Origin of the sequence: Pseudomonas sp. (genome assembly GCF_035497915.1) — a bacterium.
GTDB lineage: Bacteria > Pseudomonadota > Gammaproteobacteria > Pseudomonadales > Pseudomonadaceae > Serpens.
The window spans coordinates 13950-40658 of record NZ_DATJCS010000053.1 but is presented as its reverse complement, the minus strand read 5'-3'; the positions used below and the strand labels follow the sequence as shown (position 1 = coordinate 40658).

Annotated in this window: 23 protein-coding genes; 18 read left to right on the top strand and 5 right to left on the bottom strand. The window is 64.9% G+C overall.

The window, feature by feature from the left end:
• Positions 1-157 precede the first annotated feature (157 nt).
• A complete protein-coding gene (locus tag VL129_RS16440; RefSeq protein ID WP_325414622.1) occupies positions 158-2056 on the top strand; it encodes an ATP-binding cassette domain-containing protein in 1899 nt (632 codons plus the stop codon).
• A 13-nt stretch (positions 2057-2069) separates the two neighbouring features.
• Positions 2070-2768, top strand: a complete 699-nt coding sequence (locus VL129_RS16435) for a DUF6901 family protein (RefSeq protein ID WP_325414620.1) — start codon at positions 2070-2072, stop codon at positions 2766-2768.
• Between the two features lie 176 nt (positions 2769-2944).
• Here the strand turns inward: VL129_RS16435 and VL129_RS16430 are convergent, their stop codons facing one another.
• Positions 2945-3388 carry a universal stress protein gene (locus tag VL129_RS16430; protein WP_325414656.1) on the bottom strand — a complete coding sequence of 148 codons (444 nt, stop codon included), beginning with the start codon at positions 3386-3388 and terminating at the stop codon, positions 2945-2947.
• Positions 3389-3754: 366 nt separating this feature from the next.
• Here VL129_RS16430 and fadB point away from each other — a divergent pair, with 366 nt between their 5' ends.
• From fadB to VL129_RS16400, 6 genes are all read left to right on the top strand, one after another.
• Entirely contained in the window at positions 3755-5902 is a 2148-nt protein-coding gene (gene fadB, locus VL129_RS16425; RefSeq protein WP_325414618.1) for a fatty acid oxidation complex subunit alpha FadB, read from the top strand.
• Between the two features lie 30 nt (positions 5903-5932).
• Positions 5933-7108, top strand: a complete 1176-nt coding sequence (gene fadA / locus VL129_RS16420) for an acetyl-CoA C-acyltransferase FadA (RefSeq protein WP_325414616.1) — start codon at positions 5933-5935, stop codon at positions 7106-7108.
• Between the two features lie 131 nt (positions 7109-7239).
• On the top strand, positions 7240-7491 hold the full coding sequence (locus VL129_RS16415; RefSeq protein ID WP_325414614.1) for a DUF1653 domain-containing protein: 252 nt from the start codon (positions 7240-7242) through the stop codon (positions 7489-7491).
• A 97-nt stretch (positions 7492-7588) separates the two neighbouring features.
• Positions 7589-10195 carry a type I DNA topoisomerase gene (gene topA / locus VL129_RS16410; RefSeq protein ID WP_325414612.1) on the top strand — a complete coding sequence of 869 codons (2607 nt, stop codon included), beginning with the start codon at positions 7589-7591 and terminating at the stop codon, positions 10193-10195.
• A gap of 53 nt (positions 10196-10248) precedes the next feature.
• Positions 10249-10746, top strand: coding sequence for a DUF6586 family protein (locus VL129_RS16405; RefSeq protein WP_325414610.1), 498 nt, complete (start codon positions 10249-10251; stop codon positions 10744-10746).
• A 158-nt stretch (positions 10747-10904) separates the two neighbouring features.
• Positions 10905-11138 (top strand): hypothetical protein, encoded by a 234-nt coding sequence (locus tag VL129_RS16400; protein WP_325414608.1) that lies wholly within the window; start codon positions 10905-10907, stop codon positions 11136-11138.
• 6 nt (positions 11139-11144) lie between these two features.
• Here the strand turns inward: VL129_RS16400 and sulA are convergent, their stop codons facing one another.
• Together sulA and lexA are read right to left on the bottom strand one after the other, a co-directional pair.
• Positions 11145-11588, bottom strand: coding sequence for an SOS-induced cell division inhibitor SulA (gene sulA, locus VL129_RS16395; RefSeq protein ID WP_325414606.1), 444 nt, complete (start codon positions 11586-11588; stop codon positions 11145-11147).
• Positions 11589-11605: 17 nt separating this feature from the next.
• Positions 11606-12217 carry a transcriptional repressor LexA gene (lexA, locus tag VL129_RS16390; protein ID WP_325414604.1) on the bottom strand — a complete coding sequence of 204 codons (612 nt, stop codon included), beginning with the start codon at positions 12215-12217 and terminating at the stop codon, positions 11606-11608.
• Between the two features lie 172 nt (positions 12218-12389).
• Between lexA and VL129_RS16385 the strand changes: the two genes are divergently transcribed.
• The 3 genes from VL129_RS16385 (at position 12390) to nagZ (ending at position 14708) form a co-directional block, all read left to right on the top strand.
• The gene (locus VL129_RS16385; RefSeq protein WP_325414602.1) at positions 12390-13097 is read left to right on the top strand and encodes a TetR/AcrR family transcriptional regulator; all 708 of its coding nucleotides are present in this window, start codon (positions 12390-12392) and stop codon (positions 13095-13097) included.
• Positions 13098-13166: 69 nt separating this feature from the next.
• Positions 13167-13691, top strand: coding sequence for a L,D-transpeptidase (locus VL129_RS16380; RefSeq protein WP_325414600.1), 525 nt, complete (start codon positions 13167-13169; stop codon positions 13689-13691).
• Between the two features lie 21 nt (positions 13692-13712).
• On the top strand, positions 13713-14708 hold the full coding sequence (nagZ, locus tag VL129_RS16375) for a beta-N-acetylhexosaminidase (RefSeq protein WP_325414654.1): 996 nt from the start codon (positions 13713-13715) through the stop codon (positions 14706-14708).
• A 185-nt stretch (positions 14709-14893) separates the two neighbouring features.
• Here nagZ and VL129_RS16370 read toward each other — a convergent pair whose 3' ends face one another.
• The gene (locus tag VL129_RS16370; protein ID WP_325414598.1) at positions 14894-15442 is read right to left on the bottom strand and encodes a CsiV family protein; all 549 of its coding nucleotides are present in this window, start codon (positions 15440-15442) and stop codon (positions 14894-14896) included.
• 13 nt (positions 15443-15455) lie between these two features.
• On the bottom strand, positions 15456-18899 hold the full coding sequence (mfd, locus tag VL129_RS16365) for a transcription-repair coupling factor (RefSeq protein ID WP_325414596.1): 3444 nt from the start codon (positions 18897-18899) through the stop codon (positions 15456-15458).
• 201 nt (positions 18900-19100) lie between these two features.
• Here mfd and VL129_RS16360 point away from each other — a divergent pair, with 201 nt between their 5' ends.
• From VL129_RS16360 to nqrF, 7 genes are all read left to right on the top strand, one after another.
• Positions 19101-20543, top strand: coding sequence for a glyceraldehyde-3-phosphate dehydrogenase (locus VL129_RS16360; protein ID WP_325414594.1), 1443 nt, complete (start codon positions 19101-19103; stop codon positions 20541-20543).
• A 313-nt stretch (positions 20544-20856) separates the two neighbouring features.
• Entirely contained in the window at positions 20857-22194 is a 1338-nt protein-coding gene (locus VL129_RS16355) for a Na(+)-translocating NADH-quinone reductase subunit A (RefSeq protein WP_325414592.1), read from the top strand.
• A gap of 3 nt (positions 22195-22197) precedes the next feature.
• Positions 22198-23409 carry an NADH:ubiquinone reductase (Na(+)-transporting) subunit B gene (locus tag VL129_RS16350; RefSeq protein WP_325414590.1) on the top strand — a complete coding sequence of 404 codons (1212 nt, stop codon included), beginning with the start codon at positions 22198-22200 and terminating at the stop codon, positions 23407-23409.
• The gene (locus VL129_RS16345) at positions 23402-24190 is read left to right on the top strand and encodes a Na(+)-translocating NADH-quinone reductase subunit C (protein ID WP_325414588.1); all 789 of its coding nucleotides are present in this window, start codon (positions 23402-23404) and stop codon (positions 24188-24190) included. Before VL129_RS16350 ends, VL129_RS16345 begins: the two co-directional genes overlap by 8 nt.
• Positions 24187-24861, top strand: a complete 675-nt coding sequence (locus VL129_RS16340; protein ID WP_325414586.1) for an NADH:ubiquinone reductase (Na(+)-transporting) subunit D — start codon at positions 24187-24189, stop codon at positions 24859-24861. Before VL129_RS16345 ends, VL129_RS16340 begins: the two co-directional genes overlap by 4 nt.
• Positions 24861-25469 carry an NADH:ubiquinone reductase (Na(+)-transporting) subunit E gene (nqrE, locus tag VL129_RS16335; protein WP_325414584.1) on the top strand — a complete coding sequence of 203 codons (609 nt, stop codon included), beginning with the start codon at positions 24861-24863 and terminating at the stop codon, positions 25467-25469. Before VL129_RS16340 ends, nqrE begins: the two co-directional genes overlap by 1 nt.
• Before the next feature lie 15 nt (positions 25470-25484).
• On the top strand, positions 25485-26708 hold the full coding sequence (gene nqrF / locus VL129_RS16330) for an NADH:ubiquinone reductase (Na(+)-transporting) subunit F (protein WP_325414582.1): 1224 nt from the start codon (positions 25485-25487) through the stop codon (positions 26706-26708).
• Position 26709: the final 1 nt, after the last annotated feature.

Genomic DNA, 26709 nt, shown 5'->3' with positions numbered 1-26709 from the left:
CACGAAAGGCTCGCGGACAAGTCCGCTCCCACAAACGGCAGGCCTCGCACGCCCCCGTGGGAGCATTTCATGCGCGAGCTCTTCCGGCATGGCCCGCACGGATGAGTCCACCGGGCGGGCTCCTGTTAGAATGCCCGCCCTGTTTTCGGAGGCGCCCATGACCCTGCTCAAATTCACCGATGTTTCCCTCGCCTACGGCGCCATGCCGCTGCTGGACGGCGTGTCCTGGCAGATCGCCAAGGGCGAACGGGTGTGCATCATCGGCCGCAACGGTACGGGCAAATCCAGTCTGTTGCAGCTGGCCAAAGGTACACAGGGTCCGGATGACGGCGAAATCTGGCGGGCGCCCGGACTGAAGATCGGCGAGTTGCCCCAGGAGTTGCCCCGCGCCGACGAACGCAGCGTGTTCGACGTGGTGGCCGAGGGGCTGGCCGGCGTCGGCGAGCTGTTGGCGCGCTATCACCACCTGAGCCAGCACATCCAGGGCGATACCGATCTGACCGAGCTGATGCATGTGCAGCAGGAACTGGAGGCCAAGGATGGCTGGCGCCTGCAGCAACTGGTGGACAGCACCCTGAGCCGCCTCAACCTGCCGGCCGACAAGACCCTGGCCGAGCTGTCCGGTGGCTGGCGCCGCCGTGTGCTGCTGGCCCAGGCGCTGGTGGCCGAGCCGGATCTGCTGCTACTCGACGAGCCGACCAACCACCTGGACATCGGCGCCATCGCCTGGCTGGAAGAGGCGCTGCTCGGCTTCAACGGTGCGGTGTTGTTCATCACCCACGACCGGGCCTTTCTGCAGAGCCTGGCGACGCGCATCCTCGAACTGGATCGCGGTCACCTGATCGACTGGAACGGCGATTACGCCAGCTTCCTGGTGCACAAGGAGCAGCAGCTCGCCGCCGAGGAAAGCGCCAACGCGCTGTTCGACAAGCGTCTGGCCCAGGAGGAGGTGTGGATTCGCCAGGGCATCAAGGCCCGCCGCACCCGCAACGAGGGCCGCGTGCGCGCTCTGAAGGCCATGCGCGCCGAACGCGCCGAGCGTCGCGAGCGCCAGGGTAAGGCCAGCCTGCAGTTGGAGACGGCGGAGAAGTCCGGCAAGCAGGTGATCGTCGCCGAGCATGTCAGCTTCGCCCACCCCGGCGGCAAGCCGCTGGTCAAGGACTTTTCCCTGGTGCTGCAGCGTGGCGATCGCATCGGCCTGCTTGGCGCCAACGGCACGGGCAAGACCACGCTGCTCAAGCTGCTGCTCGGTGAGCTGCAGCCGCAATCCGGCCGCATCGAGGCCGGTACCAAGCTGGAGGTCGCCTACTTCGACCAGTTGCGCCTGCAGCTGGAGCCGGAAAAGACCGTCATCGACAACCTGGCCGAAGGCCGCGATTTCATCACCATCGATGGCCAGAGCCGCCACGTGCTGAGCTATCTGGGCGACTTCCTGTTCAGCCCGCAGCGCGCCCGCACGCCGGTCAAGGCGCTGTCCGGTGGCGAACGTGCGCGGTTGCTGCTGGCCAAGCTGTTCAGCAAGCCCGCCAACCTGCTGGTGCTCGACGAGCCCACCAACGATCTGGACGTGGAAACCCTGGAGCTCCTCGAGGAAGTGTTGCTCGGTTTCCCGGGCACCGTGCTGATGGTCAGCCACGACCGGGCGTTCCTCGACAACGTGGTGACCAGCACCCTGGTGTTCGAGGGCGATGGCCGGGTGCGCGAGTACGTCGGGGGCTATCAGGACTGGCTGCGCCAGGGCGGTTCGCCGCGTCTGCTTGGCGTCGAGGAGAAGGGCAAGGCGCAGAAGGCCGAAGAGCCGGCGCCTGCGCCAGTTGCGGCACCGGTCGCGGCGCCGCGGCGCAAGCTCAGCTACAAAGAGCAGCGCGAGCTGGAAGCGCTGCCCGGACAGATCGAAGCGCTGGAAGAAGAGCAGGCGGCCCTGCAACGGGAAACCGCTGCGCCTTCCTTCTATCAGCGACCGGCCGAGGAAACCCGTGCGGCCCTGGCTCGCCTGGAGAGCCTGCAGCACGAGCTGGATGTCCTGCTCGAGAGGTGGGCCGAATTGGACGACTGACCAGGAGCCTTGAATGGCGATCGAGTACCGGATAACCCTCGACGACGAACACACGTTCAGCTACCAGATCGAACTCGATCGTGATCCGCGCCCCGTGGCGGACAAGCTGCCGCCCTGGACGCGGCTGGAATATCAGCAATGCAGCAACTGCCCGCTCAACCGCGCCGAGCATCAGCATTGTCCGGCGGCGGTTGACGTGCATCGGGTGATCGGCGATTTCCAGGGCTTGCCCGCCGTGACCCGGGCCTTTGTCTGGGTGCGCACGCCGGAACGCGAATACAGCAAGCAGGTAGGCCTGGAGGAGGGGCTGCGTTCGCTGCTCGGGGTGATCATGGCGACCAGCGCCTGCCCGGTGATGGCTCGTCTGCGACCGATGGCCCAGCAGCACCTGCCGTTCGCCAGCAACCGCGAATTCATCCTCCGCGCGGTGGCGTTGTATCTGGCCCGCCAGTACTTCAACAGTCGCGAGGGTCGCCGTCCCGACTGGGAACTGCGCGGCCTGGTGAAGGCCTTCCAGCAACTGCAACTGGTCAATCAGGCCTTCTGGCAGCGCATCCACGCCACCTGCGAGGGTGACTCCAACCTCAAGGCCTTCCTGACCTTCTTCTCCATGGCCAACAGCATGACGGTGTCGCTGGAAACCCAGTTGCACAAGATCCGGCCGCTGGTGATGAGCGCGGGGGAGGGCGGGGAGTACGGCGCTGACCTGTAGGAGCGACTTTAGTCGCGAGCTCTTGAGCGCGGCCTACAGAGAAGCTCGCGGACGAGTCCGCTCCCACAAAAAAGCTGGCCGGCGCTGACCTGTAGGAGCGACTTCAGTCGCGAGCTTTGGATGCGGCTGCACCAGAAGCATCGCGGCTGAAGCCGCTCCTACAATAGGTCCTTCCCCTATTCCTCTTTCTTCAAGCGCACCGCCAGCACGTCGCAGGGCGCGCCGTGCAGCAGGTCGTTGGCGGTGGAGCCGAGCAGCAGGGCCAGACCGTGGCGGCCGTGGCTGCCCACCACGATCAGGTCGCAGCCCTGCTCGATGGCCAGGCGGTGAATCTCCTGACGCGGTTGGCCATAGGCGAGATGGCGCTGGTCGGCCGGCAGGATGTCGCCGTAGCGTCCGGTAAAGGTATCCAGGCGTTCGCGGGCCTGGTCGAACTGCTGCTGTTGCAGCATCGACAGGTCCATCGGGACGTCGCCACCGAAGGCCATGGCCATGGGCTCGACGATGTGTACGATCGACAGCCGGGCATTGTGGCTGCGGGCCAGGGTGGCGGCGCGCTCCACCACCGGATGGCATTCCTCTGCCAAGTCGATGGCGACCAGTATGTGCTGGTACTGCATGATCATTTCCTCCTGGAATGCCGGACCATTCACCACTGCGTGCAGTATGGCTCCGGCCGGGGTTTCATGATGAGTTCTGGAACGGGTTGGCTAACGTTCACCACAAGGCGGGCTGAATGCTAGCAGAATGCGATTGGCTGGTGCGGCAGGCGGGAATGCGCAGAGCGCCAATTGACAAGCCGGGCCTTTTGCAGGAAGGTTGGCACACCCGAATCAAACGATCGTATGAATTGAGCGTTTGCCTTGCACTGCTCTATTACGCACGACCCCATGCATCGACGGGTGTGCCGGTAAACACGCTGCTTCAGGTGCTGGTCCGGCGATCGATGTATACCAGTTCAGCTTCCAATACCTGGAGATCAGTTGATGATTTACGAAGGTAAAGCCATCACGGTTAAGGCTCTTGAGGGCGGCATCGTCGAATTGAATTTCGACCTCAAGGGTGAGTCCGTCAACAAGTTCAACCGTCTCACCCTGAACGAGCTCCGTCAGGCCGTCGACGCCCTCAAGGCCGACGCCTCCGTCAAGGGCGTGATCGTGACCAGCGCCAAGGACGTGTTCATCGTCGGCGCCGACATCACCGAATTCGTCGACAACTTCAAGCTGCCCGAGGCCGAACTGGTCGCCGGCAACCTCGAAGCCAACAAGATCTTCAACGACTTCGAAGACCTGGCTGTTCCCACCGTGGTCGCCATCAACGGCATCGCCCTGGGTGGCGGTCTGGAAATGTGCCTGGCCGCCGACTACCGCGTCATGGCCGATAACGCCAAGATCGGTCTGCCGGAAGTGAAGCTGGGCATCTACCCGGGCTTCGGCGGCACCGTGCGCCTGCCGCGCCTGATCGGTACCGACAACGCCATCGAGTGGATCGCCGGCGGCGCCGAGAACAAGGCCGAGGATGCCCTCAAGGTACGCGCCGTCGACGCCGTGGTTGCCGCCGACAAGCTGCGTGACGCCGCGCTGGATCTGGTCAAGCGCGCCATTGCCGGCGAGCTGGACTACAAGGCCAAGCGTCAGCCGAAGCTGGAAAAGCTCAAGCTCAACGCCATCGAGCAGATGATGAGCTTCGAAACCGCCAAGGGCTTCGTCGCAGGCAAGGCCGGCCCGAACTACCCGGCGCCGGTGGAAGCCATCAAGACCATCCAGAAGGCCGCCGGCATGGGCCGCGACAAGGCCCTGGAAGTCGAAGCCGCCGGTTTTGCCAAGCTGGCCAAGACTTCGGTCGCCGAAAGCCTGATCGGCCTGTTCCTCAATGATCAGGAACTGAAGAAGAAGGCCAAGGGCTACGACAAGCAGGCCCGCGACGTGCAGCTGGCCGCCGTGCTGGGCGCCGGCATCATGGGTGGCGGCATCGCCTACCAGTCGGCCGTCAAGGGCACCCCGATCCTGATGAAGGATATCCGCGAAGAGGGTATCCAGATGGGTCTGAACGAGGCCTCCAAGCTGCTCGGCAACCGCGTCGAGAAGGGTCGCCTGACCGCCGCCAAGATGGCCGAGGCGCTCAACGCCATTCGTCCGACCATGTCCTACGGCGACTTCAAGAACGTCGACATCGTCGTCGAAGCCGTGGTCGAGAACCCGAAGGTCAAGCAGATCGTGCTGGCCGAGGTGGAAGACCAGGTGAAGGAAGACGCCGTGCTGGCCTCCAACACCTCGACCATCTCCATCAACCTGCTGGCCAAGGCGCTCAAGCGTCCGGAAAACTTCGTCGGCATGCACTTCTTCAACCCGGTGCACATGATGCCGCTGGTGGAAGTGATCCGTGGCGAGAAGTCCAGCGAGACCGCCATCGCCACCACCGTGGCCTACGCCAAGAAGATGGGCAAGAACCCGATCGTGGTCAACGACTGCCCCGGCTTCCTGGTCAACCGCGTGCTGTTCCCGTACTTCGGCGGCTTCGCCAAGCTGGTCAGCGCCGGTGTCGACTTCGTGCGCATCGACAAGATCATGGAAAAGTTCGGCTGGCCCATGGGCCCGGCCTACCTGATGGACGTGGTCGGCATCGACACCGCCCACCATGCCCGTGACGTGATGGCCGAAGGCTTCCCGGAGCGCATGAAGGAAGAGCGCAAGACCGCCGTCGACGCGCTGTACGAGGCCAACCGCCTGGGCCAGAAGAACGGCAAGGGTTTCTACGTTTACGAGACCGACAAGCGCGGCAAGCCGAAGAAGGTGGTCGATGCCTCCGTCCAGGAGGTGCTGGCACCGATCGTCTACGAGCAGCGTGAAGTCACCGACGAGGACATCATCAACTTCATGATGATCCCGCTGTGCCTGGAAACCGTGCGCTGCCTGGAAGACGGCATCGTCGAAACCGCCGCCGAAGCCGACATGGGCCTGATCTACGGCATCGGCTTCCCGCCCTTCCGCGGGGGTGCGCTGCGCTACATCGACTCCATCGGTGTGGCCGAGTTCGTCGCCCTGGCCGACAAGTACGCCGACCTGGGCGCACTGTACACCCCGACCGCCAAGCTTCGTGAAATGGCCGCCAAGGGCCAGAAGTTCTTCGGTTAATGCGGACAGAACAGAGCGAGATATAGAGATATGAGTCTGAATCCGAGAGACGCCGTCATTGTCGACTTCGGCCGCACCCCGATGGGCCGTTCCAAGGGTGGCATGCACCGCAACACCCGCGCCGAGACCATGTCGGCGCACCTGATCAGCAAGCTGCTGGAGCGCAACGCCGCGATCAACCCGGCCGAGGTCGAGGACGTGATCTGGGGTTGCGTCAACCAGACCCTGGAGCAGGGCTGGAACATCGCGCGCATGGCGTCGCTGATGACCCAGATCCCCCACAGCAGCGCTGGCCAGACCGTCAGCCGCCTGTGCGGTTCCTCCATGAGCGCCCTGCACACTGCCGTGCAGGCCATCCAGACCGGCAACGGCGACGTGTTCGTGGTCGGCGGCGTGGAGCACATGGGCCACGTCAGCATGATGCACGGCGTGGATCCGAACCCGCAGCTGTCCCTGTACGCCGCCAAGGCCTCGGGCATGATGGGCCTGACCGCCGAAATGCTCGGCAAGATGCACGGCATCAGCCGTGAGGCCCAGGATCAGTTCGGCGTGCGCTCCCACCAGCGCGCCTGGGCTGCCACCCAGGAAGGCCGGTTCAAGGACGAGATCATCCCGATGGAAGGCTACGACGAGAACGGCTTCCTGAAGGTGTTCGATTTCGACGAAACCATTCGTCCGGAAACCAGCTACGAAAGCCTGGCCGCGCTGAAGCCGGCATTCAACCCGAAGGGCGGCACCGTGACTGCCGGTACCTCCTCGCAGATCACCGACGGCGCGTCCTGCATGATCGTCATGAGCGCCCAGCGCGCCAAGGACCTGGGCATCCAGCCGATGGCCGTGGTGCGTGCCATGGCGGTGGCCGGTGTCGACCCGGCGATCATGGGTTACGGCCCGGTGCCGTCCACCCAGAAGGCGCTCAAGCGTGCCGGTCTGACCATCGATGACATCGACCACATCGAGCTCAACGAAGCCTTCGCGGCACAGGCCCTGCCGGTGCTCAAGGACCTCAAGGTGCTCGACAAGATGGACCAGAAGGTCAACCTCAACGGTGGCGCCATCGCTCTGGGTCACCCGTTCGGCTGCTCCGGTGCGCGTATCTCGGGCACCCTGCTGAACGTGATGAAGCAGAACGGCGGCACCCTCGGCATCGCGACCATGTGTATCGGTCTCGGCCAGGGCATCACCACGGTCTTCGAACGCGTCTAAGCGCTCGGGATCAAAGGAACCGGGGCCTCTGTGCCCCGGTTTTCGTTTTTGCGGGTTTTTTGCGCAAGCGGGTCGGGTTTTCTTCATGCCTGCCGATACCGCTGACGCAACGGTTGTTCGGAGTCGAGTCGATGCAGATAACGACTGGCGTTTATCGCCATTACAAGGGGCATGAATACCGCGTGTTCGGTGTGGCCCGCCATTCGGAGAATGAAGAGGAAATGGTGGTCTACCAGGCGCTGTATGGAGAATACGGCCTGTGGATCCGGCCGCTGCGCATGTTCTGCGAAACGGTCGATCTGAATGGCGAGCGGTTGCCGCGCTTTGCGCTGGTCAGGGAGGAGGCACCCCTGATCGGACTCAAGCCGGAGTTGGGAGCTTGACGCCGGCAGCTTGACCTTGGCGTGATCGCCACTATATATAGCGGTTCCGCGCAAGGCGGCCCCTTCCTTTATTTATTTGTCAGGAATTCTCCAACCCATGGGTAAATCGCTGGTCATCGTGGAATCACCGGCCAAGGCCAAGACCATCAACAAGTATCTGGGCAACCAGTACGTTGTGAAGTCGAGTATCGGCCACATCCGCGACCTGCCGACCAGCGGTTCGGCGAGCAGCACCAAGGAGCCGGCCAAGCGCGGCAAGAGCGCGGCCGAAGGCGCCACGCTGTCGCCCAAGGAAAAGGCCAAGAAGCAGTTGTTCACCCGCATGGGTGTCGACCCGGAACACGGCTGGAAGGCACAGTACGAAATCCTGCCGGGCAAGGAAAAGGTCGTCGAGGAGCTCAAGCGCCTGGCCAAGGACGCCGACACCATCTATCTCGCAACCGACTTGGACCGCGAGGGGGAGGCCATCGCCTGGCACCTGCGCGAATCCATCGGCGGCGACGACAGCCGCTACAAGCGCGTGGTGTTCAACGAGATCACCAAGAAGGCCATTCAGGAAGCCTTCTCCCAGCCGGGCGAGCTGGATATCAACCGGGTGAATGCCCAGCAGGCGCGTCGTTTCCTCGACCGCGTGGTGGGCTACATGGTCTCGCCGCTGCTGTGGGCCAAGGTCGCCCGTGGTCTGTCCGCCGGCCGCGTGCAGTCGGTGGCAGTGAAGCTGGTGGTCGAGCGCGAGCGCGAGATTCGCGCCTTCGTCCCGGAAGAGTATTGGGAAGTCCACGCCGATCTCGGCACGGCGCGCCAGGACAAGGTGCGTTTCGAAGTCGTGCGCGAGAAGGGCGAGGCGTTCAAGCCGGTCAACGAGGCCCAGGCCATGGCGGCCCTGGAGCGCCTGAAGACGTCGGCCTACAGCATTGCCAAACGCGAGGACAAGCCCACTTCCAGCAAGCCCTCCGCGCCGTTCATCACCTCCACGCTGCAGCAGGCGGCGAGCAACCGCCTGGGCTTCGGCGTGAAGAAGACCATGATGATGGCTCAGCGCCTGTACGAGGCCGGCTACATCACCTACATGCGTACCGACTCGACCAATCTGTCGCAGGACGCCATCGCCATGGTGCGCGGCTTCATCGACGACGAATTTGGTGCCAAGTACCTGCCGGAAAAGCCGAACTTCTACTCCAGCAAGGAAGGCGCCCAGGAAGCGCACGAAGCGATTCGTCCTTCCGACGTCCAGCTGCGCCCGACGCAGCTGTCCGGCATGGAGCGCGACGCCGAGCGCCTCTACGAACTGATCTGGCGCCAATTCGTCGCCTGCCAGATGCCGCCGGCCCAGTACCTGTCGACCACGGTCAGCGTGGCGGCCGGTGACTTCGAGCTGCGCGCCAAGGGCCGCATCCTCAAGTTCGACGGCTATACCCGTGTGCTGCCGCAGCAGAGCAAGCCCGGCGAGGACGACGTGCTGCCGGACATGGCCGAGGGCGAAGCGCTCAAGCTGCTCCAGCTCGACCCCAGCCAGCACTTCACCAAGCCGCCGGCGCGCTTCTCGGAAGCCAGCCTGGTCAAGGAACTGGAAAAGCGCGGCATCGGCCGGCCGTCCACCTACGCGGCGATCATCTCCACCATTCAGGAACGCGGCTACGTCACCGTGCACAACCGTCGTTTCCACGCCGAGAAGATGGGCGACGTGGTCACTGATCGCCTGTCGGAGAGCTTCGCCGACCTGATGGACTACGGCTTCACCGCCGGCATGGAAGAGCGCCTGGACGATGTGGCCCAGGGCGAGCGCGACTGGAAGAACCTGCTGGACAGCTTCTACGCGCAGTTCAGCCAGCAACTGACCCGCGCCGAGGGCAGTGAGGGCGGCATGCGTGCCAACCAGCCGACGCTGACCGACATTCCCTGCAAGGAATGCGGCCGCCCGATGATGATCCGCACCGCCTCCACCGGGGTGTTCCTCGGTTGCTCGGGCTACAGCCTGCCGCCGAAGGAGCGTTGCAAGTCCACCCTGAACCTGGTGCCGGGCGACGAGATCGCCGCGGACGACGAGGGTGAATCCGAGTCCCTGCTGCTGCGCAACAAGCATCGTTGCCCGAAATGCGGCACGGCCATGGATGCCTACCTGCTGGACGAAACCCGCAAGCTGCACATCTGCGGCAACAACCCGGATTGCAGTGGCTACGAGATCGAGCAGGGCCAATACCGCATCAAGGGTTACGAAGGCCCGAGCCTGGAGTGCGACAAGTGCGGCAGCCAGATGCAACTGAAGACCGGCCGTTTCGGCAAGTTCTTCGGCTGCACCAACGCCAGCTGCAAGAACACCCGCAAGCTGCTGAAGAGCGGCGAGGCGGCGCCGCCCAAGAGCGATCCGATTCCGATGCCGGAGCTCAAGTGCGAGAAGGTCAACGACACCTACGTGCTGCGCGATGGCGCCTCGGGGCTGTTCCTGGCCGCCAGCCAGTTCCCGAAGAACCGCGAGACCCGCGCGCCGCTGGTGCTGGAGCTGCTGCCGCACAAGGCCGAACTGGATCCCAAGCACCATTACCTGCTGTCCGCGCCACCGCGTGATCCGGACGGCCGCCCGGCGGTGATCCGCTTCAGCCGCAAGACCAAGGAGCAGTACGTGCAGTCCGAGGTGGATGGCAAGCCCACCGGCTGGCGCGCGTTCCACGCCAACGGGCAGTGGAAGGTGGAAGACAAGCGCTGAGACCCGGTCGCGGCGTTGCCGCGACCCGTAACCGCTCACCGGAGGGCGCCGTTGTGGCCCAGGAACGTTATACCCGCACCAACCAGAAGCTCTACTTTGCCGGGCTCGCCATCAAGGCGCTGCGCGAAGCCGAACAGGGCGCCGCGCTGGACGCCGCCGGCCGCAGCCAGGCCGAGCGCGAGGCGGCGCTGTTCCACTTGCACGGGGCATTGCTCGGCCTGTTGCAGGAGATCGCCGGCTTCTATCGCCTGCCCGGCGCCGATGCACCGTCGGTGGAAGCCCTGCTGGGCATTGCTTCCGACTGTCCCGAACTGGGGGAGCTGCGTCAGCTGGCGGCGCGTGGCGACAGCTGGCTGTCCGCTCTGCGCGGGGCCTATGCCGGACTCTTCGTGCCGCCCGTGGCGCCGCGCAAGCCGGCCGAGGACAACGGGCTGATCGTCACCAGTGCGGCGCGGTCCGCGTTGCCCGTCGATGCGGACATGCTGGCGACCTGGCAGACCGAGCTGAAAGCCCTGGCGCTGCGCTTTCGCGAAGCGATGGTGGACAGCTGAGCGCGGGCTTCAGCCGCGATGCCCCATTCTGTGGGGCCGGGTTTATCCCGGCCAAGGCCGGCGCCAGCCGGCCCACCAAAGCTTCCCCCTTCGTCCGGACACTAGGGCAACGCCCGCCGGGCTGCTACAATGCGCGCCCTCTTGCTGGGATCGAAACTATGCCGACCGCTTTCCTGGAAATCGTCGAATTGCCTGATGGCCGAATTGCGCTGCGTCGCGCCGAGGACGAGGAAACGCTGGTGACGCTGGAATTTTCCGCCGATGCCCGTGAATTCCTGCAGGGACAGCATGTCGAGGTGGCCAAGGCCATGATGAACGCCGGTCTGCAGATGGCCGGCCGCCTGGTCGAAGGCGAACTTCCGGATCCGGACGCCCCTCGGGTTCTGCACTGAACCCGCTCAGCTCATGCGAATGTTCAGGCTCTGTGCGCAGCCTTCGTTGGCCGCGCGGGCCAGGGCGCGGCTTTGCTGCGCGGACAACGGCAACCAGCTGACCACGGTGTGACTGCGCCCCAGGCGTAGCGCCTCACAGGCCAGCTCGAAGGCCGATTGTGGGTCGCGGGCCTGCAGCAGCAGGATGCGTTCCCGGTTCAGCGAGGCGCTGCGCAGCCAGGCCGGTGTGAGCGGCGAGGGAGGTGCTATCAGCGTCAGCCAGCGGGCATCCGCCGCCTGGCTCAGCTCGCGCAGGACCGGCCCCAAGAGACTCAGGCAATGCTCGGCGGCACCACGCAGCGACAGTTCGCTCGCATGATCGGTGGCGTCCGCCGGCTCGCTGGCATCCCCGAGGGGCAGCAGCAGGGGATACTGGAAGCGATCGGGCATCTGCTGCTGGTACTGCTGCATGGGAAGCTCCTTGCCGGCTAGCGGCGAATGACGCCAACGCTGAGACCTTCGATGGTCAGGTGCTGATGTTCGAGATCGACCTTGATCGGGGCGAACTCGGGATTTTCCGCCAGCAGCCAGACGTTCTTGCCGTCACGCTTGAAGCGCTTGACGGTGACTTCCTCGTCGAGGCGAGCGACTACGATCTGACCGTTGCGGGCTTCCTGGGTGGCATGCACGGCCAGCAGGTCGCCGTCGAGGATGCCGGCGTCCTTCATGCTCATGCCGCGTACACGCAGCAGGTAGTCGGCGCGCGGCTTGAAGATGCCGGCGTCGAGCTTGAAGGTATCTTCGATATGCGCCTGGGCCAGGATCGGTGCGCCCGCCGCGACCCGGCCGATGACCGGCAGGCCGCCTTCATCGTTGTCCAGGGGTTCGCCTTCGGGAATGCGGATACCGCGGGACGCGCCCGGGATCATCTCGATGGCGCCCTTGCGGGCCAGTGCCTTGAGATGCTCCTCGGCGGCGTTGGGTGACTTGAAGCCCAGCTGCTGGGCGATTTCCGCGCGGGTGGGCGGGTAGCCGTGGCGCTCCAGGCTGTGCTTGATGAAGGCCAGAATCTCGGCTTGGCGGGGCGTCAGTTTCAGCATGTCCAGCCTCTGTGTTTTTATCCAGTGGCTGGGATTATATACAGTGTTTTTGCCGCTCGCCAATCCGCGACGGCGCGGAATGCCGAAGTTCATCTCCGCGAGCCGGTCGCCTTGACTGCGCGCAACTGAAAACGTATGTTTCAAACAAGTGTTTGTCAGGTGAAAGAGAGAAATGGCTCAGTCAGAAACGGTGGAGCGGATACTGGATGCGGCGGAGCAGCTGTTCGCCGAAAAGGGATTCGCCGAAACCTCGCTGCGGCTGATTACCAGCAAGGCGGGTGTCAACCTGGCGGCCGTCAATTATCACTTCGGTTCCAAGAAGGCACTCATTCAGGCGGTATTCTCGCGCTTCCTCGGGCCGTTCTGCGCCAGCCTGGAAAAGGAGCTGGATCGCCGTCAGGCGCTTGCGGAGCATAAACCGGAACTCGAAGAGTTGCTCGAATTGCTGCTGGAGCAGGCCCTGGCGGTGAAGCCACGCAGCGGCAATGACCTGTCGATCTTCATGCGCCTGCTGGGGCTTTCCTTCAGTCAGAGCCAGGGACACCTGCGCAAGTACCTGGAGGAAGTCTACGGTCGGGTGTTCCGCCGCTACATGCTGCTGGTCGTCGAGGCCGCCCCCCGGATTCCGCCGCTGGAGCTGTTCTGGCGCATGCATTTCATGCTCGGTGCGGCGGCGTTCAGCATGTCCGGGATCAAGGCGCTGCGTGCCATGGCGGAAAACGACTACGGCGTGCATACCTCCACTGAGCAGGTGATGCGCATGATGGTGCCGTTCCTGGCCGCCGGCGCGCGCGCCGATACCGGCATCACCGATCCGAACCTGATGGCGGCCCAACTGCGCCCGCGCAACAAGAGCGGCGCTGCTCCCGTCAAGGCCTGACCCCGTGGGGCGGTTGGGCTCCGCGGATGCTTGAGCTAAGCTAGCGGCCTGTTTCCGGGCCGCCCTGCCATGCCTGCTCTCGACCTACTGCACATCTCGCTCGCCGACCAGCGGCTTTACGGCTTCGCTGGCGGCGTGCTGCGCCTGCGCCTGCCGGTCTCCACCGCACTCCACGGCGCTGGGGAGCGGCAGGGCAGCGGCTGCACACCGCGCGGCCTGCATCGGGTACGGGCGAAAATCGGCGACGGCCTGCCGGAGGGCGCGGTGTTGCGTGGCCGGCGCTGGACCGGCGAGATCTGGACCCCGGAGCTGCATGTCGCCGCGCCCGAGCGCGACTGGATCCTCACGCGGATTCTCTGGCTCAGCGGTTGCGAGCCGGGGCGCAACCGGCTCGGTGCGGTGGACACCTTCCGTCGCTACATCTATCTGCACGGTACGCCGGACTGCGAGCCCATGGGCGAGCCGCGCTCCCACGGTTGCGTGCGCTTGCGCAACCGCGATCTGCTCGAGTTGTTTCCCCGCGTTCCGGCGTACTGCCCGGTGCGCATCGACGAAGCGCCCTGCCCACAGTGGGCCGGCGCGCCACTGCCATAAGGATTCTCCGTGAGCACCGTTCTGCAGGGTTCCCTGATGCTGGACATCGCCGGCCCTTGGCTGACTGCCGAGGACCGTCATCTGCTGCGCCAGCCGCAGGTCGGCGGGCTGATTCTGTTCGCCCGCAACATCGAATGCCCGCGTCAGGTCCGTGAGCTGAGTGCCGCGATCCGCGCCCTGCGTCCCGATCTGCTGCTGGCCGTGGACCAGGAAGGCGGGCGGGTGCAGCGCCTGCGCCAGGGCTTCGTGCGGCTGCCGGCCATGCGCCGCATCGCCGAATGCGCGCATGCCGAGCAGCTGGCCGAGCATTGTGGCTGGCTGATGGCCACCGAGGTGCTGGCGGCCGGACTGGACCTGAGCTTCGCCCCGGTGCTGGACCTGGATCACGGCCACAGCGCGGTGATTGGCGATCGCGCCTTCGCCGATGATCCGCAGCGCGCGGCCCGGCTGGCCGGCGCGTTCATTCGTGGCATGCGTCAGGCCGGCATGGCGGCGACCGGCAAGCACTTCCCGGGACATGGCTGGGCCGAGGCGGACTCGCATGTGGCGATCCCGCGCGACCCGCGCAGCCTCGAGCAGATCCGCGCCACTGATCTGCAGCCCTTCGCCCGGCTGGCGAAGGACCTGGCGGCAGTGATGCCGGCGCATGTCATCTACCCGCAGGTGGACGAGCGGCCGGCTGGCTTCTCGCGTCGTTGGCTGCAGGACATCCTGCGTGGCGAGCTGGGTTTCGAGGGCGTGATCTTCAGCGACGATCTGTCGATGGCCGGCGCCCATGTGGCTGGCGATGCGGCGGCGCGCATCGAGGCGGCACTGACCGCTGGCTGCGACATGGGGCTGGTGTGCAACGACCGGGCGGCGGCGGAGCTGGCCTTGTCCGCCTTGCAGCGCTTGCGGGTGCAGGCGCCGCAGCGTCTGGCCAGCATGCGCGGTCGTGGTTACGCGACTTGCGAATACAAGCAGCGGCCGCGCTGGCTGAAGGCCGTGAGCGAGCTGCGCAGCGCCGGATTGGTGTAGAGCGGTCAGCGCTTCCTGGCCGCCGCAGCGGTGTAGCTGGCCGCCAATCGCTCCGTGCCGCCGTGACGGTGGGCAGGGAAAACGCTCTGCGGTTGTAGGAGCGGCTTCAGCCGCGATGCTTTTATGCGTAAGTCACACTAAAGCTCGCGGCTGAAGCCGCTCCTACAGGTCTCGTTTCAGATCCCTTATTCCGGCGTGGCACGCACCAGCAGACCCAGGCTGGTGCCGTCGACGAACGTCAGTTCGCCCGGCTTGAGGCGGCGGTTCTGCTTGATCTGCTCGCTCTGCACGATCTGCCCTTCGTTCAACTGGTTGACCCAGAGCTCGGCCTGCATCTCCACCAGGCGGTCCAGGCGCAGGCGCAGGGTGCCGTGGACGGGGTACTGACCCAGTTGCGGCTCGCCTTCGCCGATCGCCACGCGGCTGGCGGTCGGGCCAAGGGTCTGGCGCCAGGCGCGGTGCATCAGTACCTCATAACCATTCTCCGGAGTCAGCTTGGCCACTTCCGCGTCCAGCCGCGTGCTGGCGCGGGCCTCGCTGGCACGCAGGTCGACGTTGCGCGCCCAGTCTTCCGGCGCGGGCTGGCCGCTGGCGATGGGTTCGCCCTGGCGGAACAGCACCACTTCCAGGTGATAGGGAACCGGGCCGGTCGTCTCGGCGGCGGGCGCGGTCTGCGCCTGGGCCAGCGGAGCTAGCAAGGCCAGCAGCAGGGCGAAGGGACGGAATAGACGCATCGGACGGGGTCCTTCAGGCAGGTTGCGGAGCGAGGCGCTCAAGCAGCGCCTCGAGCGTATTGAAACGTTCTTCCGGGCGCTCCATGGGCACCTGGAACTTGAACAGGGTAGCGCCTTCGAACTTGTAGCGGGTCGGTTGGCTCTGGATCAGCTTAATCAGCGTGAGCGGGTCGACACAGGTATCGGCGGAGAACTCCAGGCGGCCGCCCTGCGGGCCGGCGTCGATCTTCTGGATGCCCAGCTTCTCGGCCTGCAGCTTGAGCAGGGTCTGGCGGATCAGGTGCTTGGCCGGCTCGGGCAGCAGGCCGAAGCGGTCGATCATCTCCACCTGCAACTCCTTGAGCGCGTCCTCGTCGGCGGCCGAGGCGATGCGCTTGTAGAGAATCAGGCGGCCATGCACGTCCGGCAGGTAGTCCTCGGGAATCAGCGCCGGCACCCGCAGGTTGATCTCGGTGCCGCTGGCCAGCGGCTGGTCGAGGTTCGGCTGTTCGCCCTTCTGGATGGCCTTGACCGCCCGCTCGAGCATTTCCATGTACAGCGTGAAGCCGACCGCCTGGATCTGCCCGCTCTGGCCTTCGCCGAGCAGTTCGCCGGCGCCGCGGATCTCCAGGTCATGGGTGGCCAGGACGAAGCCGGCGCCCAGGTCCTGGGCGTTGGCGATGGCCTCCAGGCGCATCTGCGCGTCGTCGGTCAGCTGGCGGCGCGGCGGGGTGAGCAGGTAGGCGTAGGCCTGGTGGTGGCTGCGGCCGACCCGGCCGCGCAGCTGGTGCAGCTGGGCCAGGCCGAACTTGTCGGCGCGCTCGATGATGATGGTGTTGGCGGTGGGCACGTCGATGCCGGTCTCGATGATCGTCGAGGCCACCAGCACGTTGAAGCGCTTGTGGTAGAAGTCGCTCATCACCTGTTCCAGCTGGCGTTCGGGCATCTGCCCGTGGCCGATGGCGATGCGCGCCTCGGGCACCAGCGCGGCCAGCTCGGTGGCGCACTTCTCGATGGTCTTCACGTCGTTGTGCAGGAAGTACACCTGGCCGCCGCGCAGCAACTCGCGCAGCAGGGCTTCCTTGATCACCGCCGGCTGGCGCTCCATGACGAAGGTGCGCACCGACAAGCGGCGCGCCGGCGGCGTGGCGATGATCGACAGGTCGCGCATGCCGGCCACCGCCATGTTCAGGGTGCGCGGGATCGGCGTGGCGGTCAGCGTCAGGATGTCCACCTCGCTGCGCAGCGCCTTGAGCTGTTCCTTCTGACGCACGCCGAAGCGGTGTTCCTCGTCGATGATCAACAGGCCCAGGTTCTTGAAGCGGATGTCGCCCTGCAGCAGGCGATGGGTGCCGATGACGATGTCCACCTTGCCCTCGGCCAGCTGTGCGGCGGCGTCGGCGATTTCCTTGGCGGACTTGAAGCGGCTCATCACCTCGACGCGCACCGGCCAGTCGGCGAAACGGTCGCGGAAACTGTTGTAGTGCTGCTCGGCCAGCAGCGTGGTGGGCACCAGCACGGCGACCTGCTTGCCGCTGTGCACGGCGATGAAGGCGGCGCGCATGGCCACCTCGGTCTTGCCGAAGCCGACGTCGCCGCAGACCAGGCGATCCATGGGCTGGCCGGCCAGCATGTCGTGGCGCACCGCCTCGATGGCCGCTTCCTGGTCGACGGTCTCCTCGAACGGGAAGGCGGCGCTGAAGGTTTCGTAGTCGGCGGCCGGATCCTTGAAGGCGTAGCCCTTGCGCGCGGCGCGGCGGGCGTAGATGTCCAGCAGCTCGGCGGCCACGTCGCGTACCTGCTCGGCGGCCTTGCGCTTGGCCTTCTGCCAGTGCTCGGAGCCGAGCTTGTGCAGCGGGGCCAGCGCTTCGTCGCTGCCGGTGTAGCGGGCGATCAGGTGCAGGCTGGTCACCGGCACATAGAGCTTGGCGTCGTCGGCGTACTGCAGGACCAGGAACTCGTTGCTCTGGCCGTCATAGTCCAGGGTGATCAGCCCCTGATAGCGGCCGACACCGTGGTCGATATGCACCACCGGTGCGCCTTCGCGCAGCTCCGTGAGGTGCTTGATGACATTGTCGCCGTGGTCGCGGGTCTTCTCCCGGCGCCGGCGCTGCATGACGCGCTGACCGAACAGCGGGCTTTCCGGGATCAGGGCCAGCTCGTCGAGCAGCAGGCCTTCGTCCAGCGGCGCGATGCAGATGTTCAGCCGTTCGCCGCTGGCCAGGAAATCCACCCAGCCATTCACTTCGCGGGGCTTGAGCTTCAGGCGGCCGAGCAGGTCGAGCAGCACCTCGCGGCGCCCGGCGCTCTCGGCGCTGAACAGCACGCGGCCGGGATACTCCTCGAGGAAGCGGCGCAGCGCGGCCAGCGGCTCGGTGGCCTTGGCCTGCAGCGCCAGGTCCGGCAGCGGGCGGGCCGGGAAGCGCTCGCGACCGACGCCGGTCTGCAGGTCCTGGGTGTCGGCCACGACCCGTGGCCAGCGCTTGAGACGCGCGAAGCAGTCTTCCACCGCCACGAACAGTTCCGCCGGTGGCAGCACCGGCCGTTCCGGGTCCAGGCGGCGGTCCTCGTAGCGGTTGCGCACGTCGTGCCAGAAGTGATCGGCGGCCTGTTCGATGCCCGGCAGGGAAAACACCTGGGTGTCCTCGGGCAGGTAGTCGAACAGCGTCGAGGTTTCCTCGAAGAACAGTGGCAGGTAGTACTCGATGCCGGCCGGGGTGATGCCGGTGCTCAGGTCCTGGTAGATCGGGCAGCGGCGAAAATCGACGTCGAAGCGCTCGCGGAAGCGTCCGCGGAAGTCGCTGACCGACTTCTTGTCCAGCGGGAACTCGCGCCCCGGCAGCAGACGGATGGAGTCGACCTTGTCCACCGAACGCTGGGACTCCGGATCGAAGGTGCGCAGCGTCTCGATCTCGTCGTCGAACAGGTCGATGCGGTAGGGCGTGTCGCTGCCCATCGGGAACAGGTCCAGCAGCGCGCCGCGCACCGCGAATTCGCCGTGCTCGTAGACGGTTTCCACGCAGCGATAGCCGGCGGCTTCCAGCCGCCCGCGCATGTCTTCCACGTCCAGGCGCTGGCCCACATCCAGCACCAGGCTGCGACCGAGCAGGAAGCGGGTCGGCGCCAGGCGGTGCAGCGCGGTGCTGATCGGCACCACCAATATGCCGTGGCGGATCTCCGGCAACCGGTAGAGGGTGGCGATGCGCTGGGAAATGATGTCCTGGTGCGGCGAGAACTGGTCGTAGGGCAGGGTTTCCCAGTCCGGGAAATGCAGCACCGGCAGGGTCGGCGCGAAGAAGGCCAGCTCTTCCTTCAGACGTTCGGCGCTCTGGCTGTCGGGGGTCAGCAGCAGGGTGAGGCGCCGGCCGGCCGCGCTGGCGGCCTCGGCGATGGCCAGGGGCAGGGCGGCGCCGGGCAGGTTGCCCCAGTGCTGTTTGCCTGCCGCGGACGGCAGGGTCGGAAGACGCAGTACGGACACGGGCGACTCGGATCGGGGGACGAAAGGTGGCGATTGTAACGTGCCGAGCCGGGGCAGGCATCGTGGATCATCGTTTTGAAAAGGGGCTGGCGAGGAGGACTACACTGGTGCCTCGAATCGACCGTCGATTGCCCCCTTGGTGGCGCGCCGGCATAATGTAGCCCCTTTTTTTCCGTCCTACATGTAGCGAAGGTACTGCCTGTGACTCTGAAGCCCGACCAATGTCTTGGTGAGTGGATCGACCGCGAAGCTCTGGCTGAGGCCATGATTCCGCTGATCGGTCAGCTCTACCGCAACAACAATGTAGTGACCTCGATCTTCGGTCGCGGCCTGATCAACCGCTCGGTGATCGCCATCCTCAAGGCCCACCGCTTCGCCCGTCACCGCCTGAGCGGCGAGGACGAGCTGTCCGTGCACGACAGCTACACCATCCTCAAGACCATGAGCGAGATGAACCTGGGCGCCGCGTCGGTCGACCTGGGCAAGCTGGTCGCCAAGTTCAAGACCGCCGGCGGCACCGATCTGGCCACCTTCGTGCGCGAAGAGCTGAACAGCCTGGCCAACAAGCGCGGCGAGAAGCGCGAAGGCACCGACGTGGTGCTCTACGGTTTCGGTCGCATCGGCCGTCTGCTGGCGCGCATCCTCATCGAAAAGACCGGCGGCGGCGACGGCCTGCGCCTGCGCGCCATCGTGGTGCGCAAGGGTGCCGACAACGACCTGGCCAAGCGTGCCAGCCTGCTGCGTCGTGACTCGGTGCATGGCCCGTTCGACGGCACCATCGTCATCGACGAGGAAAACAGCACCATCACCGCCAACGGCAACCTGATCCAGGTGATCTACTCCAACGATCCGGCTTCCGTCGACTACACCCAGTACGGCATCAAGAACGCCCTGCTGGTGGACAACACCGGCAAGTGGCGCGACGCCGAAGGTCTGGGTCAGCACCTGAAGTGCCCGGGCGTGGACCGTGTGATCCTCACCGCGCCGGGCAAGGGCGCGCTGAAGAACATCGTGCATGGCATCAACCACAGTGAAATCACCGCTGACGACAAGATCGTCTCCGCCGCCTCCTGCACCACCAACGCCATCGTGCCGGTGCTCAAGGCCGTCTACGACAAGTTCGGCATCGTCCATGGCCATGTCGAGACCGTGCACTCGTACACCAACGACCAGAACCTGATCGACAACTTCCACAAGGGCAGCCGTCGCGGCCGCTCCGCAGCGCTGAACATGGTGATCACCGAGACCGGTGCCGCCACTGCCGCCGCCAAGGCGCTGCCGGTGCTCAAGGGCAAGCTGACTGGTAACGCCATTCGCGTGCCCACGCCGAACGTGTCCATGGCCATCCTCAACCTGGCCCTGGAAAAGCCGACCACCCGCGAAGAGATCAACGAGTACCTGCGCCAGATGGCCATGCACTCGGAGCTGCAGAAGCAGATCGATTTCGTGCAGTCCCAGGAAGTGGTGTCCACCGACTTCGTCGGCTCGCGCCATGCCGGTGTGGTCGATGCCGAGGCCACCATCTGCAACGACAACCGTGTCGTCCTCTATGTCTGGTACGACAACGAGTTCGGCTACAGCTGCCAGGTGGTGCGCGTGATGGAAGAGATGGCCGGGGTCAACGCGCCGGCGTTCCCGCGCTAACCCTCTGCGCCGCGTCACCAGAACGGGAGCTTCGGCTCCCGTTTTTCATTTTTGCTCCTGCAGCTGCCGTACGTCGGCATGCACCTGTGCACTGCGGCAATATGACCCCATTCGACGGGTTGACTGTTTTGGATCAAGAAAATAGCGCCGCCCCGGTGGCCATTTCGTGGGGTGCGTCCTTATAATCGGCCGGATTTTTTAGGGGTTCGGCAGGATTTGTGCATACGGCGGAGTTTCCTTTCGTCGGCAATTGGACCTTGGTCCTAGGCGCAGATCGCCGGAACAAAAATTCAACTACTGGTTAGGCATCCTGATGATCAGAATAAAACGTGGGCTTGATTTGCCCATCGCCGGCGCTCCGGCGCAGCGCATCGAGCCGGCTCGGCCGGTGCGCAGCGTCGCGCTGCTGGGGCCCGACTACCACGGCATGAAACCGACCATGGCCGTTCAGGTCGGGGATCGCGTCAAGCTGGGTCAAGAGCTGTTTTCTGACAAGAAGAACCCGGGCGTGATCTACACCGCGCCGGGTGCCGGCGTGGTCAGCGCGATTCACCGTGGCGAGAAGCGCATTCTGCTGTCCGTGGTCATCGACCTCGATGGCGACGAGGCGCTGCGTTTCGCTCAGTACCCGGCTGAAGCGCTTGGACAGCTGAGCGACGCACAGATTCGCGAGAATCTGCAGCAGTCTGGTCTGTGGACCGCGCTGCGCACCCGCCCGTACAGCAAGGTGCCTGCCGTTGATGCCGTTCCCTCGTCCATCTTCGTCACCGCCATCGACACCCATCCGCTGGCGGCCGATCCGCAAGTCGTGATCGCCGAGCAGTCCGAAGCCTTCGCCCAGGGCCTGCAGGTGCTGGCGCGCTTGGCCAAGGTGCAGCTGTGCAAGGCCGAGGGCGTGCAGTTGCCGGGCGAGAACCTGGCTAATGTGCACACCACCGCCTTCGCCGGTCCGCACCCGGCCGGCCTGGCCGGTACCCATGTGCATTTCATCGACCCGGTCAGCGCCAGCAAGAGCGTCTGGACCATCGGTTACCAGGACGTGATCGCCGTCGGCAAGCTGTTCACCACCGGTGAACTGTCCGTCGAGCGCGTGGTCGCCCTGGGCGGCCCGGTGGTCGAACAGCCGCGTCTGCTGCGCACCCGCCTGGGCGCCAATCTGGACGAGCTGACCGCTGGTCAGCTGCAGCCGGGCAACTCCCGGGTGATCTCCGGCTCCGTGTTCGGCGGTCGTACCGCCCACGGCGCCCTGGCGTTCCTGGGTCGCTATCACCAGCAGCTGTCCTGCCTGAGCGAAGGCAAGGACCGCGAGATGCTGCATTACCTGCGTGCCGGCGTGAACAAGCATTCGGTGCTGAACGTCTTCGCCTCCAAGCTGATGGGCGGCAAGCTGTTCGACTTCACCACCACCACCAACGGCAGCCCGCGCGCCATGGTGCCGGTCGGCAACTACGAGCAGGTGATGCCGCTGGATGTCCTGCCGACCCAGCTGCTGCGTGCCCTGATCGTCGGCGACACCGAAACCGCACAGAAGCTCGGCTGTCTGGAACTCGATGAAGAGGATCTGGCGCTGTGCAGCTATGTGTGCGCCGGCAAGTACGAGTACGGCCCCATCCTGCGGGACAACCTGACTCGCATCGAGAAGGAGGGCTAAGCCTTGGGTATTCGTGCATTCCTCGACAAGATCGAGCACAACTTCGAAAAAGGCGGTAAGTACGAGAAGTGGTACGCGCTCTATGAAGCCGTGGACACCTTCCTCTACCGCCCCGGCAGCGTGACCCGCACCACCGCCCACGTGCGCGACGGCATCGACCTCAAGCGCATGATGATCACGGTGTGGCTGTGCACCTTCCCGGCCATGTTCTTCGGCATGTGGAACACCGGCTATCAGGCCAACCTGATCTTTGCCCAGAACCCCGAGCTGCTGGCGGCCCAGGATGGCTGGCGCTTTGCGCTGACCGCCCTGCTGGCCGGCTTCGATGCGGGCAGCCTGTGGGACAACTTCGTCCAGGGCGCCATGTACTTCCTGCCCATCTACGCGGTGACCTTCATCGTCGGTGGCTTCTGGGAAGTGCTGTTCGCCTCGATCCGCAAGCATGAGGTCAACGAAGGCTTCTTCGTCACCTCCGTGCTGTTCGCCCTGATCGTGCCGCCGAGCATCCCGCTCTGGCAGGTGGCGCTGGGCATCAGCTTCGGTGTGGTGATCGGCAAGGAAGTGTTCGGCGGCACCGGCAAGAACTTCCTCAACCCGGCGCTGGCCGGCCGCGCCTTCCTGTTCTTCGCCTACCCGGCGCAGATCTCCGGCGACGCGGTATGGACCGCCGTGGACGGCTATGCCGGCGCCACTGCGCTGAGCGTGACCGCCGCCCAGGGCATCGAGGGCCTGGTCGCCAGCGGCCTGACCTGGACCGACGCGTTCCTGGGTCTGATGCACGGCTCGATCGGCGAGACCAGCACCCTGGCCATCCTGATCGGTGGCGGCCTGCTGCTGCTGACCAAGATCGCCTCCTGGCGCATCGTCGCCGGCGTGATGATCGGCATGATTGCCCTCAGCACCCTGTTCAACGCCATCGGCTCGGAAAGCAACGCGCTGTTCGGCATGCCCTGGTACTGGCATCTGGTTACCGGCGGCTTCGCCTTCGGCATGGTCTTCATGGCCACCGACCCGGTGTCGGCGTCCATGACCAATACCGGCAAGTGGGTGTTCGGCATCGTCATCGGTGTGATGGTGGTGCTGATCCGTGTGGTCAACCCGGCCTTCCCCGAAGGCATGATGCTGGCGATCCTTTTCGCCAACCTGTGTGCACCGCTGATCGACCACTTCGTCGTTCAGGCCAACATCAAGCGGAGGCTGGCACGCAATGTCTAATCAGAAAGAATCCACCGCCCGCACCCTGACGGTGGCCCTGCTGGTCTGCCTGGTCTGCTCGGTGTTCGTCGCCGGCGCCGCCGTGGCCCTGCGTCCGACCCAGGAAGCGAACCGCCAGCTCGACAAGCAGCGCAGCATCCTGTCCATCGCCGGTCTGGGCGAGGCAGGCATGAGCGCCCGCCAGGTGCGTGACCTGTATGCGCAGCGCATCACCGCGCGTGTCGTCGACCTGGAAACCGGCACCTTCACCGATGCCATGGACCCGGCCACCTTCGACCCGCTGGCAGCCGCCAAGGATCCGCAGCTGTCCGAGGCCCTGCCGGGCCAGCAGGACATCGCCTCGATCAAGCGCCGCGAGCGCTACACCACCGTGTACCTGGTGGAGAGCGAGGGCGAGCTGCAGACCCTGGTCCTGCCGGTGCGTGGCTATGGCCTGTGGTCGACCCTGTACGGCTTCATCGCCGTGGAAGGCGACCTGAACACCGTGGCCGGTTTCGGCTTCTACCAGCACGGCGAAACCCCCGGCCTGGGCGGCGAAGTCGACAATCCCAAGTGGAAATCGCTGTGGCTCGGCAAGTCGCTGTTCGACGAGAACGGCAAGCTGGCCGTGCAGATCGTCAAGGGCAACGTCGATGCGCAGAGCCCGAAGGCGATTCACCAGGTCGATGGCCTGGCCGGCGCCACCCTGACCAGCAACGGGGTGAACAACCTGCTGCATTTCTGGCTGGGTGAGAACGGCTTCGGTTCCTTTATTGCCAAACTTCGTGCAGGGGAGGCGTGAGCATGTCGCAACCCACTATCAAGGAAGTCCTGTTCAATCCGGTCTTCGCCAACAACCCCATCGGCCTGCAGATCCTCGGGATCTGCTCGGCCCTGGCGGTTACCTCCAACCTCAAGACCGCGCTGGTGATGTCCATTGCGCTCACCCTGGTGACGGGTTTCTCCAACCTGTTCATCTCGATGATCCGCAGCCAGATCCCCAGCAGCATCCGCATGATCGTGCAGATGGTGATCATCGCTTCGCTGGTGATCGTGGTGGACCAGGTGCTCAAGGCTTACGCCTACTCGCTGTCCAAGCAGCTGTCGGTGTTCGTCGGCCTGATCATCACCAACTGCATCGTGATGGGTCGCGCCGAAGCGTTCGCCATGCAGAATCCGCCCGTACTGTCGTTCTTCGACGGCATCGGCAACGGCCTGGGTTACAGCGCCATGCTGATCGTGCTGGGCGTGATCCGCGAGCTGTTCGGTGCCGGCAAGCTGTTCGGCTATACCATCATTCCGCTGATCAAGGACGGTGGCTGGTATCTGCCCAACGGTCTGCTGCTGCTGCCGCCGTCGGCGTTCTTCCTGATCGGCCTGATCATCTGGGCGCTGCGCTCCTGGAAGAAGGAGCAGGTCGAGAAACCGTCCTTCAAGATGGCCCCGCAAGTGTCCAATAAGGAGGCGTTCTGATGGAGCATTACATCAGCCTGTTCGTCAAGGCAGTGTTCGTGGAGAACATGGCCCTGGCGTTCTTCCTCGGCATGTGCACCTTCATCGCCATCTCCAAGAAAGTGGAGACGGCGATCGGCCTGGGCGTCGCCGTGGTGGTCGTGCAGACCATCACCGTGCCGGCCAACAACCTGATCTACGCCTACCTGCTCAAGCCGGGCGCGCTGAGCTGGGCCGGACTGCCCGAGGTGGACTTGTCCTTCCTCGGCCTGCTCAGCTACATCGGGGTGATCGCCGCCATCGTGCAGATCCTCGAGATGCTGCTCGACAAGTACGTGCCGGCGCTCTACAACGCCCTCGGCGTGTTCCTGCCGCTGATCACCGTGAACTGCGCCATCATGGGTGGCACCCTGTTCATGGTGGAGCGTGACTACAACCTCTCCGAGAGCGTGGTTTACGGCGTTGGCTCGGGCTTCTCCTGGGCGCTGGCCATTGCGCTGCTGGCGGGTATCCGCGAGAAGCTCAAGTACAGCGATGTACCGGAAGGGCTGCAGGGACTGGGCATCACCTTCATCACCATCGGCCTGATGTCGCTGGGCTTCATGTCTTTCTCCGGCGTGCAGCTGTAAGGACGGGATGATCAGATGAACTACGAAATCTTCCTTGCCATCGGCATGTTCACCGCCATCGTGCTTGCACTGGTGGTGATCATCCTGGCGGCGCGCGCCAAGCTGGTTTCCAGCGGCGACGTCAATATCGAAATCAACGGCGAGCGGACCATCACCGTTCCGGCCGGCGGCAAGCTGTTGCAGACCCTGGCGGCCAACAACATCTTCCTGTCCTCGGCCTGTGGTGGCGGCGGTACCTGCGCCCAGTGCAAGTGCATCGTCGAGAGCGGCGGTGGTGAAATGCTGCCCACCGAGGCCTCGCACTTCACCCGTCGCGATGCGACCGCCGGCTGGCGTTTGTCCTGCCAGACTCCGGTCAAGCAGGACATGAAGATCGAAGTGCCGGAAGAAGTCTTCGGCGTGAAGAAGTGGGAATGCACGGTGGAATCCAACCCCAACGTGGCCACCTTCATCAAGGAGCTGACCCTGCGTCTGCCGGAAGGCGAGAACGTGGACTTCCGCGCTGGTGGCTATGTGCAGCTGGAATGCCCGCCGCACACCGTCAACTACAAGGACTTCGACATCCAGCCCGAATACCGTGGCGACTGGGACAAGTTCAACATGTGGCGCTACGTGTCGAAGGTGGATGAAACCACCATTCGCGCCTACTCCATGGCGAACTACCCCGAAGAAAAGGGCATCGTGAAGTTCAATATCCGTATTGCTTCGCCGCCGCCCGGTCGTGACGACATTCCGGCCGGCAAGATGTCCTCCTTCGTGTTCAGCCTCAAGCCGGGCGACAAGATCACGGTGTACGGACCCTTCGGCGAGTTCTTCGCCAAGGACACCGAAAACGAGATGGTCTTCATCGGCGGTGGCGCGGGCATGGCTCCCATGCGTTCGCACATCTTCGACCAGCTCAAGCGCCTCAAGTCCACGCGCAAGATCAGCTTCTGGTATGGCGCCCGTTCCATGCGCGAAGCCTTCTACGTGGACGAGTTCAACAAGCTGGCCGAAGAGAACCCGAACTTCACCTGGCACCTGGCGCTGTCCGACCCGCTGCCGGAGGACAACTGGACCGGCTACACCGGCTTCATCCACAACGTGCTGTACGAGAACTACCTCAAGAGCCACGTCGCTCCCGAGGATTGCGAGTTCTACATGTGCGGCCCGCCGATGATGAACGCCTCGGTGATCAAGATGCTCACCGAGCTGGGCGTCGAACCGGAGAACATCCTGCTCGACGACTTCGGCGGCTAGC

Coding starts and splice junctions, on each gene's coding strand:
- VL129_RS16440 (WP_325414622.1), top strand. CDS start 158: ATGACCCTGCTCAAATTCACCGATGTTTCCCTCGCCTACGGCGCCATG.
- VL129_RS16435 (WP_325414620.1), top strand. CDS start 2,070: ATGGCGATCGAGTACCGGATAACCCTCGACGACGAACACACGTTCAGC.
- VL129_RS16430 (WP_325414656.1), bottom strand. CDS start 3,388: ATGCAGTACCAGCACATACTGGTCGCCATCGACTTGGCAGAGGAATGC.
- fadB (WP_325414618.1), top strand. CDS start 3,755: ATGATTTACGAAGGTAAAGCCATCACGGTTAAGGCTCTTGAGGGCGGC.
- fadA (WP_325414616.1), top strand. CDS start 5,933: ATGAGTCTGAATCCGAGAGACGCCGTCATTGTCGACTTCGGCCGCACC.
- VL129_RS16415 (WP_325414614.1), top strand. CDS start 7,240: ATGCAGATAACGACTGGCGTTTATCGCCATTACAAGGGGCATGAATAC.
- topA (WP_325414612.1), top strand. CDS start 7,589: ATGGGTAAATCGCTGGTCATCGTGGAATCACCGGCCAAGGCCAAGACC.
- VL129_RS16400 (WP_325414608.1), top strand. CDS start 10,905: ATGCCGACCGCTTTCCTGGAAATCGTCGAATTGCCTGATGGCCGAATT.
- sulA (WP_325414606.1), bottom strand. CDS start 11,588: ATGCAGCAGTACCAGCAGCAGATGCCCGATCGCTTCCAGTATCCCCTG.
- lexA (WP_325414604.1), bottom strand. CDS start 12,217: ATGCTGAAACTGACGCCCCGCCAAGCCGAGATTCTGGCCTTCATCAAG.
- VL129_RS16385 (WP_325414602.1), top strand. CDS start 12,390: ATGGCTCAGTCAGAAACGGTGGAGCGGATACTGGATGCGGCGGAGCAG.
- VL129_RS16380 (WP_325414600.1), top strand. CDS start 13,167: ATGCCTGCTCTCGACCTACTGCACATCTCGCTCGCCGACCAGCGGCTT.
- VL129_RS16370 (WP_325414598.1), bottom strand. CDS start 15,442: ATGCGTCTATTCCGTCCCTTCGCCCTGCTGCTGGCCTTGCTAGCTCCG.
- VL129_RS16355 (WP_325414592.1), top strand. CDS start 20,857: ATGATCAGAATAAAACGTGGGCTTGATTTGCCCATCGCCGGCGCTCCG.
- VL129_RS16345 (WP_325414588.1), top strand. CDS start 23,402: ATGTCTAATCAGAAAGAATCCACCGCCCGCACCCTGACGGTGGCCCTG.
- nqrE (WP_325414584.1), top strand. CDS start 24,861: ATGGAGCATTACATCAGCCTGTTCGTCAAGGCAGTGTTCGTGGAGAAC.
- nqrF (WP_325414582.1), top strand. CDS start 25,485: ATGAACTACGAAATCTTCCTTGCCATCGGCATGTTCACCGCCATCGTG.